The sequence below is a fragment of the Symbiopectobacterium sp. genome, from assembly GCF_051710365.1.
In the GTDB taxonomy this organism is placed as follows: domain Bacteria; phylum Pseudomonadota; class Gammaproteobacteria; order Enterobacterales; family Enterobacteriaceae; genus Symbiopectobacterium.
The window spans coordinates 1-10,507 of sequence record NZ_JBPETA010000114.1; the positions used below are offsets into that span (position 1 = coordinate 1).

General features: G+C 50.1%; 9 protein-coding genes and 1 pseudogene. 3 read left to right on the forward strand and 7 right to left on the reverse strand.

Features of this window, described 5'->3' with window-relative positions:
- Nucleotides 1–806 precede the first annotated feature (806 nt).
- The 3 genes from hemN to yihI are packed head-to-tail and all read right to left on the reverse strand — an operon-like array spanning nucleotide 807 to nucleotide 2,931.
- Entirely contained in the window at nucleotides 807–2,180 is a 1,374-nt protein-coding gene (gene hemN, locus ACTBDZ_RS11300; RefSeq protein WP_438815378.1) for an oxygen-independent coproporphyrinogen III oxidase, read from the reverse strand.
- Nucleotides 2,181–2,184: 4 nt separating this feature from the next.
- Nucleotides 2,185–2,361, reverse strand: coding sequence for a high mobility group protein Z (locus tag ACTBDZ_RS11305; protein ID WP_196908335.1), 177 nt, complete (start codon nucleotides 2,359–2,361; stop codon nucleotides 2,185–2,187).
- Between the two features lie 3 nt (nucleotides 2,362–2,364).
- Entirely contained in the window at nucleotides 2,365–2,931 is a 567-nt protein-coding gene (gene yihI / locus ACTBDZ_RS11310) for a Der GTPase-activating protein YihI (protein ID WP_438815379.1), read from the reverse strand.
- Nucleotides 2,932–3,124: 193 nt separating this feature from the next.
- Here yihI and yihA point away from each other — a divergent pair, with 193 nt between their 5' ends.
- Nucleotides 3,125–3,775 (forward strand): ribosome biogenesis GTP-binding protein YihA/YsxC, encoded by a 651-nt coding sequence (gene yihA / locus ACTBDZ_RS11315; protein ID WP_438815380.1) that lies wholly within the window; start codon nucleotides 3,125–3,127, stop codon nucleotides 3,773–3,775.
- 317 nt (nucleotides 3,776–4,092) lie between these two features.
- Here the strand turns inward: yihA and polA are convergent, their stop codons facing one another.
- The 4 genes from polA to ACTBDZ_RS11335 all read right to left on the reverse strand — a co-directional run bounded on the left by polA (nucleotide 4,093) and on the right by ACTBDZ_RS11335 (nucleotide 9,236).
- Nucleotides 4,093–6,885: a DNA polymerase I gene (gene polA, locus ACTBDZ_RS11320; protein ID WP_438815381.1), complete on the reverse strand. Its 2,793-nt coding sequence runs from the start codon at nucleotides 6,883–6,885 to the stop codon at nucleotides 4,093–4,095.
- Nucleotides 6,886–7,264: 379 nt separating this feature from the next.
- On the reverse strand, nucleotides 7,265–7,888 hold the full coding sequence (gene dsbA, locus ACTBDZ_RS11325; RefSeq protein WP_438815382.1) for a thiol:disulfide interchange protein DsbA: 624 nt from the start codon (nucleotides 7,886–7,888) through the stop codon (nucleotides 7,265–7,267).
- Nucleotides 7,889–7,911: 23 nt separating this feature from the next.
- Complete coding sequence (locus ACTBDZ_RS11330; RefSeq protein WP_438815383.1) at nucleotides 7,912–8,898, reverse strand: serine/threonine protein kinase; 987 nt, start codon at nucleotides 8,896–8,898, stop codon at nucleotides 7,912–7,914.
- A gap of 68 nt (nucleotides 8,899–8,966) precedes the next feature.
- Nucleotides 8,967–9,236 carry a YihD family protein gene (locus tag ACTBDZ_RS11335; protein WP_438815384.1) on the reverse strand — a complete coding sequence of 90 codons (270 nt, stop codon included), beginning with the start codon at nucleotides 9,234–9,236 and terminating at the stop codon, nucleotides 8,967–8,969.
- A 206-nt stretch (nucleotides 9,237–9,442) separates the two neighbouring features.
- Between ACTBDZ_RS11335 and mobA the strand changes: the two are divergent.
- A pseudogene (gene mobA, locus ACTBDZ_RS11340) lies at nucleotides 9,443–9,945 on the forward strand (molybdenum cofactor guanylyltransferase MobA).
- Entirely contained in the window at nucleotides 9,938–10,423 is a 486-nt protein-coding gene (mobB, locus tag ACTBDZ_RS11345; RefSeq protein ID WP_438815385.1) for a molybdopterin-guanine dinucleotide biosynthesis protein MobB, read from the forward strand. Before mobA ends, mobB begins: the two are co-directional and overlap by 8 nt.
- Nucleotides 10,424–10,507: the final 84 nt, after the last annotated feature.

Here is a 10,507-nt window from a genome sequence, read left to right on the forward strand (position 1 = left end):
ACGGATGGTAACGTGGGGAGTACTCATGCTGATTGGTCTGCAAAAAGCAGTAATAAATTCAGAACTTCAGAATACCGTCAAGTCCCGAAAAAAGAAAAATCAGGTGCGGAATGACGGTTACACCAAAGATACATGACATATCTTTTTTAGATAAGACCACGTATGCCCACGTAAATGTCTCAAGGGTGTTTAACGTTGCTTCAAGCTGTTTTTTTATAACCTCCTCAACATCACGCTCACTTTTCATTAACATATCAACATCCTTGTAAGTGCGAGTAGTATACCTTCAATAATATATCGCATATGGGAAAGTATGACCGCCTTCGTATCAGTTTGGGTACAGGTATAAGATACAGCAAGTAAACTGTACTTATGGTCAGATTATTTTTCCAGTTATTTGTATTATTCTATTAGGGATAATGAGGTATTTATCACTGACAGTTACTAAAAGACCCCGAACACAAAGGGTTAGAAAAACCGATAGCTAAACACCAGGGAATACACACCCTCAGTATAAATATTAAATTGAGGGTGTTCAGACTTCAGTATCATAAGCACGCCACTGTTATTATTCTACCAGTCAAAATACATCGCTAGCATCCCCTTCTGCAACGGGAGAGCAAAGCGCTGATTTTCCCACCACCTAATCCTTGAAATAAAGGTAGAAAACCTAATAACCTCAGATAGGTGAGTGGTAAAATGAGTGCAAAATTTAAAAACGCACAATTTTTTTGACATTCTACAACGCTGTACACAGCATAACCGGTAATTGTCGTTAATGTAGGCAATTACCGTCACAAACACCGTCAAATCACACGCGAGAACTGCTGGGTCCGTGCTTTAGCACGCAGATAGCTGTCAAAGCACATGCAGATATTGCGAATCAACAAGCGGCCTTTCGGTGTTACCACGATCCCCGTAGGGTGCAATTCAGCCAGGCCATCCTGCACCAACGGTGCCAGCAGGCGCAAATCTTCTGCGAAGTAGAGTCGACAATCGATGCCGTAATCCGCTTCAATCTCTGCGTAATCCAGACGGAAATTACAGATAAGACTTTTGATCACATCACGACGGATGCAGTCATCGTGCGTCAAGCGCAAGCCGCGCCATAGCGCATTACCCTGCTCACCTACCTTCTCGTAGTAGGTTTTCAGCACCTTTTCATTTTGCGCGTAGCTGTCGCCAATCATGCTGATCGCCGACACCCCCATGCCCAGTAGGTCAGTGTCACCTTGCGTGGTGTAACCCTGAAAATTACGGTGCAATTTACCGGCACGTTGTGCCAGCGCCAGCTCATCGTCTGGGCGAGCAAAGTGATCCATGCCGATAAACTGATAGCCCGATTGGGTGAGCGTGGTAATGGTTTGGCGCAGAATCTCCAGCTTTTGCGCGGGGCTCGGTAAATCCGCATCTTTGATTTTACGCTGGGCAGCAAACAGCGTCGGCAAATGGGCGTAGTTGAATACGCTGAGGCGGTGCGGACTTAACTCAGCAACGCGTTGTAAGGTAAAAGCAAAGCTTTCCGGCGTCTGTTTCGGCAAACCGTAAATCAGGTCGATATTGGTGGAGGTGAAGCCAAGCGCTTTGGCGCGTTCAATCAGCGCAAAGATAAATGCCTCATCCTGCTCACGATTCACCAGACGTTGTACTTCCTTGTTGAAATCCTGCACGCCCATGCTCAGGCGATTAAAGCCTTCCGCACGCAGGTGATCGAGGATATCCAGCTCGATTTCACGGGGATCGACCTCGAGCGAAATTTCCGCCTCATCTGCGAATTGGAAATTCTCGCGCAGCAGCGCCATCAGTCGGCTGATTTGATCTTTGTTGAGGTAGGTCGGCGTGCCGCCGCCCCAGTGCAGTTGCGTGACAATGCGTCCGGCGAACAGCGGCGCGCGCTGGCGAATCTCCACGGCCAGCACATCAAGATATTCTTCTGCTTTGTGCTGCTGGCGCGTCACCAGCTTATTGCAACCGCAGAAATAGCACAGGCGATGACAAAACGGGATATGGACATAAAGCGACAGCGGCCGCTCAGGGTAACGCGCTATCGCCTGGCGGAATGCCGCATCATCATACTGTTCGTTAAACTCGAGCGCCGTGGGATACGAGGTATAACGCGGCCCGGAATAGTTGTATTTTTGAATCAGGGCTAAATCCCAATCGATGTGTTGATCTTGCATGCTGTTACTCCTTCCGCTTGTATTTCCCGACAGCGCTTTTCAGCGGCAGCTTACGCTGTCCTGTCCCGAACACGGTGCGCTGTAGTCGCGTTTTACGCCGGGAAAGCAGCCACAGTTTAACCAACAGACACAGCAGATAACAGACAACCAACACCAAGATAAGAGACAGTAGCCCTTTCATCTATCAGAATACGTCTTTCGGGTTATTACGTTTGAGGAGCTGCATCATGTCTCCCTGCTGCGCTTCCTCTTCCTCATCATCCATTTCGATGCCCAGCTCATCCATCAAGGCATTGATACGATCGAGCGTGCTGTCCACCCATTTCTGCTCATCTTTGCTCAGCGTTTCGCCGTTATCCAGACGTTCCAGTAGTGCGTCAAGGCGATCGTCATTTTCCAGCAGAGCAAGCTCCTGCTCAGGGGTTAGCCGTGTTTCAACCAGCGTGTCTGATTTAGCCGGTACAGCCGCTTTCGCGGGCTTTGCGCTTTTCGGCGTGTCATCACTGACGATCAGGGCGACCGGTTTTTTGCTCCCAATACGAGGATCGCGTATCTTGCTCTGGCCAGATTTGCCCGCCTCCACTGTATCAGGGTGCGCACGACTGCCCGCAGCATGACCACTGTGTTTTTTCTGACGTTTACGCTCCCAGCCTTCGCTGTTAAGCTCTGCGCGCGTCTTTTTCTTTGCTTTCGATGTCGACGCCTTCGCGCCTGGGGCTTTGGTGCCCGAATTTTTCACCGGCTGTTTCATAACAACACTCTCAGGTAAACAGAAGACAATTGCGGCGGAATCTAGCAGAAAGGCCAGCAATAAAAAAGGGTTGGTGCGGCTAACTGGGCGAATTCGCCTTGTGCGCTACACGCTGCGACCGATAACCCCGCGTTTCGGGTCAGTTATAGGTATAATAGACCCAAAACTCCCTATCCAGACAGAGATAACCATTGTGACCGAACAACAGAACCCGAACGTGACGCATAACTACAATGTGACGCATTTTGTCACCAGCGCGCCCGATATTCGTCACCTGCCTGCCGATAGCGGTATTGAAGTGGCGTTTGCCGGACGCTCGAACGCGGGGAAATCCAGCGCACTGAACACGCTGACCAATCAAAAAAGTCTGGCGCGTACCAGTAAAACACCGGGACGAACCCAGCTTATCAACCTGTTTGAAGTCACAGATGGCGTGCGTCTGGTTGACCTTCCCGGCTATGGCTATGCCGAAGTCCCGGAAGAGATGAAGCGGAAATGGCAGAAAGCGCTGGGGGAATATCTGCAAAAACGTGCCTGTCTGCAAGGACTGGTGGTGTTGATGGATATCCGTCATCCGCTGAAAGATCTCGATCAGCAAATGATTGAATGGGCCGTGGATGTGGATCTGCCAGTGCTCATTCTGCTCACAAAATCCGATAAACTGGCTTCCGGTGCGCGCAAAGCGCAACTGAATGCCGTGCGTGAAGCCGTGCTCGCGTTTGGCGGAGATATTCAGGTTGAAGCCTTCTCCTCGTTGAAAAAAGAAGGGGTGGATAAATTGCGGCAAAAACTCGATCTGTGGTTCAACACCCGCCCTTCAGTGCAAGAAGACGTCGATAATTGAGATCAACCGCCGCGATCGTTAGCGATCTTGCGGCGTTTTTCTGACTTTTGCCCAATAAAAAACGCCCCAGTCACCGAAGTGACCGGGGCGGCTAATATTCAGCCAAATCCGATTACGATCTTACCTCTGTACCCTACGTCGTTAACTCTACCCTATTTTTTCGCCAGAACAAAGGTTTTTTTGTTGTTTAGTTTCATAAAAAATGGCTATGGGTCACACAAAGTCGAGCAAGTCACCCAATCCTGTAGTTTAATTACAGAAATGAATAACGTAATGCGCATTAAACGTTCAGTTGCAACATCCTGTTTTTCTGTACATTAATGCGCCTCATCCCAGTTTTTACCTTCGCCCACATCCACACGTAACGGAACGTTTAGCGACATACAACCTTCCATCAGGGTAACGATCTTTTGTTTTGCCGCATCCAGCACCGACTCATGTACTTCAAACACCAATTCATCGTGTACCTGCATGATCATATTTACCTGCGGCTGCTCGTGCTGTAGCCAACTATCGATCGCAATCATCGCCTTCTTGATGATATCGGCGGCAGTGCCCTGCATCGGAGCGTTAATGGCGGCACGTTCCGCCGCCTTGCGGCTCATCGCATTGCGTGAGTGGATATCCGGCAAATAGAGACGGCGCCCATCTAGCGTCTGCACGTACCCTTTCTCGGCAGCTTCCTGGCGGGTTCTTTCCATGTAGTCCTGCACGCTAGGATAGCGCTCGAAATAGAGGTTCATATAGCGCTGAGACTCGGCGCGGGGGATACCCAACTGACGTGACAGACCGAAAGCACTCATGCCATAAATCAAACCAAAGTTGATGGCCTTGGCGCTGCGGCGCTGCTCTCCGGTGACGCTCTCCAGCGGCAAGCCAAAGACTTCTGCGGCGGTGGCGCGGTGAATGTCCAGCCCTTCGGCAAACGTGTTGAGCAACCCGGCGTCACCGGAAAGGTGCGCCATAATACGCAGTTCGATCTGAGAGTAGTCCGCCGCCACGATGCGATAGCCTTCAGGGGCAATAAACGCCTGACGAATGCGCCGCCCTTCATCGTTGCGTACCGGGATGTTTTGCAGATTGGGATCGCTGGAGGAAAGACGCCCCGTCGCCGTGACCGCCTGATGGTATGACGTGTGCACCCGCTGGGTCAGCGGATTGATCATCAGCGGCAGCTTGTCGGTGTAAGTGGATTTCAGCTTCGCCAGCCCACGATATTCCAGAATGCGTTTGGGCAGCGGATAGTCATGCGCCAGTTCTTCCAACACTTCTTCATTGGTGGAAGGGGCACCTTTCGGCGTTTTCTTTAGCACTGGCAGCTTTAGCTTATCGTACAAGATCCCCTGCAACTGCTTAGTGGAGGCAAGGTTAAATGCTTCACCGGCCAGTTCATGCACTTCGGTTTCAAGCTCGGCCAGACGTGTGGTCAGTTCCTGAGAATGCTGCGCCAAAATGCCAGCATCAATCAGCACCCCCTGACGCTCAATCCGTGACAGCACCGGCACCAATGGCATATCAATATCACGGAACACCTTCACCAGTTCCCCTTGCTGTTGCAACTTTTCCCACAGGGTTTGATGCAAATGCAAAGTGACATCCGCATCTTCTGCGGCATAGGTGCTGGCCTGTTCGACAGGAATCTGATTAAAGGTAAGCTGGTTCTTGCCTTTACCCGCAATCTCTTCAAACGAAATGGTTTTATGTTGCAGATAGCGTTCGGCCAGGCTGTCCATATCATGACGACCTGCCACGCTGTTTAACACGTAAGACTCCACCATGGTGTCATACGCAATACCACGTAGCTCAATGTCATAGCGCTTCATCACGCCCTGATCGAACTTCAGGTTCTGCCCGATTTTGCGCAGCGCGCTGTCTTCCAGCAGGGGTTTAAGCAATTCCAGTGCACGAGTTCTGTCGATTTGCTCCGGCGCATCCAGATAATCATGCGCCAGCGGCAGATACGCCGCGTCACCCGGCGTCACCGCAAACGACATACCAATCAGATTAGCGCTCAGCGTATCCAAGCCGTCCGTTTCTGTATCAAACGCAAACTCTCCCGCCTTTTGGAGACGGGCAATCCACGACTGTAAGGTCTCTTCATCCTGAATAGTGACATAGCCTTCACGGCTCAAGGCGACGGTTGCTTCCGCTGGCGACTGTAGCTGCGCTTGTACCGCAGGCGTTGGCTGCGAAACCGCAGATTGCCCCTTGCGACCTTGCATCCAGGTGCCGCTTTCCACATCGGCCATCCAGCGTTTGAAATCATAGCGCTTAAACAGCCCATGCAGTGCATCCACATCGGGTTCATTCACCGTCAGCTCAGTGCAGGTCTGTTCCAATTCGACGTCAGTTTTGATGGTCGCCAGTTGATAAGAGAGGTATGCCGCTTCTTTATGCTGTTCCAGCTTTTGCGCCATGGTCTTTGCGCCGCGAAAGGACAGCGTGGCGATTTTATCCAGATTACCGTACAGGGTATCTAATCCCCCCAACCCCTGAAGTAACGCCTGTGCCGTTTTTTCACCTACGCCCGGCACACCCGGAATGTTATCCGATGCATCCCCCATCAGGGCCAGAAAATCGATAATCAGCTCCGGCGGAATACCATATTTGTCGCAGACTTCCTGCGGCCCGAGCACCGTATTGTTCATGGTGTTGATAAGCGTGATCGTCGGTGACACCAGTTGCGCCATGTCTTTATCACCGGTGCTGATCAGTACCGGCGTACCCGCACTTTCCGCCTGACGCGCCAGCGTACCAATCACGTCATCCGCTTCCACACCGCTTACGGCCAACAAAGGCAGCCCCATGGCACGCACCATCGCGTGCAGCGGCTCAATCTGCGCACGCAGATCGTCCGGCATCGGTGGGCGATGCGCCTTGTAGTTTTCAAACAGTTCGTCGCGGAACGTTTTTCCTTTGGCATCAAACACCACAGCGACATGGCTGGGAGAGAACTGAAGCAGCAGGCTGCGCAGCATATTCAGCACGCCATACATGGCGCCTGTCGGCTCACCTGCGTTGTTCGTCAAAGGAGGGAATGCGTGGTAGGCACGGTATAAATACGACGAGCCATCGACCAAAATTAACGGGTTTTGCGGAATCTGCACCATGTTCTGTCATGACCTATGTCGTCCATCATGGCGCTAAGCATGCCATAGCTCACAGCAAGAGACGAACGTTAACGCACAGAAAACCGCAAATCTGCCACACGCAAAGCAAATGCCTTGTGGATAACTTTGTGCATAGAAAGAGAAAATCAGAATGATGCTGATGTTATATCAAAAAGTGATTCACATATTATGGATTTTTTTTCAGCAAGATAAAAAAAATCCCCCGGTAAATACCCGTAATACAAAAAACATTTTTTTTGTGGATAGATATTAGTTAAACGCTAATTAAACGTCACCGAGGCAAAACTGTCGTAGAGGATAAACGATATATCCAGGGGTATGACTGCGCCTGTTATCAGACGCAGTCATACGACAAGTGCTATTTTTTCTCGATAAGGAATTTCACAACATCAGCATATTGCTTCACGTATGCATCCATTGAACTGGTATCCAAACCGTCGCTTTTCACCATATATTTGCCATTAACAAACATGGCCGGCACACCGCGCAATTGCAAATCCGCAGCCGCTTTTTCTTGCTGGACAACCAGCGACTTAACCATGAAGCTATTCAATGTAGCATCATAATCTTCAGCTTTAACACCCGCCGCCACAAACACCTTACGAATATCATCCGTGGTTTTCAGCGTTTGGCTTTTTTGCACCGCATCAAACATTAACGGGGTGACTTTATCTTCAACACCCAAAGCGATGGCAACTGCCCAGGCCTGCGTCAGTTCTTTCCCCAAAGGCCCGAGGAAATCGACGTGATAGCGCGTAATTTTGGTATCCGCTGGCAACACCTTACTGACAGCTTCAGGAATATGGTAAACCTCAGCAAACTGATAGCAATGCGGGCAGTAGAAGGAGAAAAACTCCAGCACCTGCGGTAATTGAGGTACCGGCTTGTTCACTTCAACGTACTGTTTTACATCATAAAAACCTGCCGCTGATGCACCGAAGGCCAACATGATGCCCAATAATGCCGCAAATATACTCTTCATATAACACATCTCTCCGTTAAACATCAGTACATGGACAATAGCTGTAAAGGAGGCTCCTGTAACAGCTTAACCTGTTCAGTAAATATTGCTGTTTGCCTGAACCAGAAATCATCATCTTTTATCCAGGGAAAGCTCGGGGGAAATGCCGGATCTTCCCAACGGCGAATAATCCACGCTAAATAATGCACCATTCGCATCGCACGAAGCGGCTCAATTAACGCCAGTTCTTTCTCCTGAAACGTCATAAACTCACTATAGGCTTCCAGCAGAATATCGAGCTGAATTCTCTGCTCCTGACGCTCGCCATGAAGCAACATCCACAAATCCTGCACAGCGGGTCCGTTGCGGGCATCATCTAAATCGACAAATAGCGGGCCGTCGCGCCAGAGGATATTTCCAGGGTGGCAATCGCCATGCAATCGGAGAAAGGAAGCATCCAATGTCCAATAGCGTTTTACCATTTCGATAAGTTGCTGGGTGGACTGCAAAAAGGAATCTCGGCACGTGGCAGGAATACGTTGCGTTTGCGTCAATAACTGATAAGGCTTGTCGAGATATTCCTCAACCCCAATGGTAGGACGAGCAAGAAAAAGCGCTTTTTGCCCCGTCTGATGCCAACGACCCAGAAAACGGCCAACGCCTTCCAATTGATCGTCATTATCCATTTCATATTGCCGCCCCCCTACGCTTGGGAAAACGGCAAAATAAAAGCCATCATAACAATGCAGGGTTTGGCCATTGAGTTTCAAGGGGGCAACGACGGGCACCTCATCGTCAACCAATGCGAGGGCGAAATCGTGCTCTTCCTGAATCTGCGCCTGCGTCCACCGTTCAGGACGATAGAATTTAACGACAAAACGGTGCCGGTCTTCATCCATAAATTGATAAACCCGGTTTTCATAGCTGTTGAGCGCTGTCAAACCAGAATCAACCCGGATACCTACCGCGAAAAGCGCATCGATAATCAGCGAGGGAAACAGCGTCTGAAAATTAAACACTGAACTTTGCATAGCCGTCATCATTACTCGCAATAGGAATCAAAATAAGCGCAGAAAAGCAGCGCCTGTTGATAAAGGCATCAGTCTTTGATAACACCCCGAGCTCGCAGCAATGCTGTTTTGAAATCTTCCTCATAATCCTTTTTCAAGCCTGGAATGACCTGCTCTTTATCCGTGTCACGCATTTTCAAATGGTAGATAAGGGTATCATCTGTCAGCTCACTTAGCTGCCCCTGGAACCCCGCCTCCTGTGCAAGTTTTTGTAAAAATTGGACCAGATTCAGGTCCGGATCTTTTTGCCAGGCAGGATGCAGTAACTCAACCAACTCGTTAACGCGATGACATTTCATGATTTAATCCTCTTATACTGTATATACAAACGTTGATATCACCTTAACGGCCTTAATCACGGGTGGAAAGCGCTTGGCGTCAGGAATTATTTTGCCCAGAATAGAGCCTCTGCGGCGCGACAACGAGGGATCACATGATTACAGGCATCATTCTGGCAGGTGGCCAGGCTAGCCTAATGGGCGGGTAGGATAAGGGACTATTAACGTTGCGCGGCATACCGCTCTACCAACACGTTTTAACCCGCCTGAAACCCCAAGTGGACCGCGTCTACATCAATGCCAATCGTAACCAGGCTGTTTATCAGGAAAGTGGCTGTACCGTTTTTAGCGACTTACCGAATGACTTTTCAGGCCCCTTGGCAGGTATCTTATCCAGCCTGAAAACCATCGAGACGGAATGGGCCGTTTTCGCGCCCTGTGATGTCCCGAATTTACCCACCGATGTTGTGGCGAGACTATGGCATGGCAAACAGCAAGGGCATGCCGCCTACGTAAACGAGGCCTGAGAGAGCATCCAACCTTGTTGCTTATCCACCGTTCCCTGATGCCAAAGCTTGAAACCTACCTGGAACGTGGCGATCGTAAGCTGATGCTTTTTCTGGCAGAGATCGAGGCGACTCCGGTACTTTTCGCGGATTGCCCTTTGGCATTCCAAAACCTGAACACCCCAGACGATCTCTCCAATTGGCAAGAGGCCAACCATGACTGAGTTGCATCGCCCACGTCTGCTTGCCGTTAGCGCGTATAGCGGTACCGGGAAAACCACGTTGCTCACCCACGTGATCCCGCTCCTTAAAGAGAAAGGGCTACGCATTGGTGTGATAAAGCATACTCACCATGATATGGATATCGATAAACCCGGCAAAGACAGCTATGAGCTGCGTAAAGCGGGGGCCGAGCAGACGCTTGTTGCCAGTAACCAACGCTGGGCGCTGATGACGGAAACACCGAAAGCCCAAGAAGTGGATCTCTATGAGATGGTGAGCAAGATGGATATGGATACGTTGGATGTGGTGCTGGTTGAAGGGTTTCGACACGAAAAGGTGCCTAAGATCATTCTCTCACGCAGAGGATTGAGTAAGAACGCGCACGATTTATTGGATGACTATGCCGTGGCTATTGCCAGTGATGATGATGCGGATCGACGACCCTGTACACGATTCTGTGTAAATGCCTTTTCTCAGTAGTGACCGTCCAGACGATCACCGAACTCGATAATAAAGCGGCTCATAGCCATACGCCAGTCCCTCAGCGGCATCGTCCATTTTTGT